At 63.7% G+C, this 590-nt stretch carries 1 protein-coding gene; it reads left to right on the top strand.

Annotated elements, in window-relative coordinates:
* A partial coding sequence (locus tag AC3WR5_RS33480; protein ID WP_492490116.1) for a GTP-binding protein occupies positions 1-590 on the top strand: 590 nt, incomplete at its 3' end.

Here is a 590-nt window from a genome sequence, read left to right as displayed (position 1 = left end):
ATGGCAAAAGGCAAGTTTGAACGGACCAAGCCGCACGTGAACGTGGGCACGATTGGTCACGTGGACCATGGCAAGACGACGCTGACGGCGGCGATCACGACGATTCTGTCGGCCAAGTTCGGTGGCGAGGCCAAGGCCTACGACCAGATCGATGCGGCGCCGGAAGAAAAGGCGCGCGGCATCACGATCAACACCGCACACGTTGAATACGAGACCGCCAACCGCCACTACGCGCACGTTGACTGCCCGGGCCACGCTGACTATGTGAAGAACATGATCACCGGCGCTGCCCAGATGGACGGCGCGATCCTGGTGTGCTCGGCCGCTGACGGCCCGATGCCGCAGACCCGCGAGCACATCCTGCTGGCGCGTCAGGTCGGTGTGCCGTACATCATCGTGTTCCTGAACAAGTGCGACATGGTGGACGACGCCGAGCTGCTGGAACTGGTCGAAATGGAAGTGCGCGAGCTGCTGTCCAAGTACGACTTCCCGGGCGACGACACCCCCATCGTCAAGGGCTCGGCCAAGCTGGCGCTCGAAGGCGACAAGGGCGAGCTGGGCGAAGGCGCCATCATGGCCCTGGCCGACGC

The organism is Ideonella sp. FW305-24, assembly GCF_058788035.1.
This window is presented reverse-complemented; position numbering and strand designations above follow the sequence as displayed.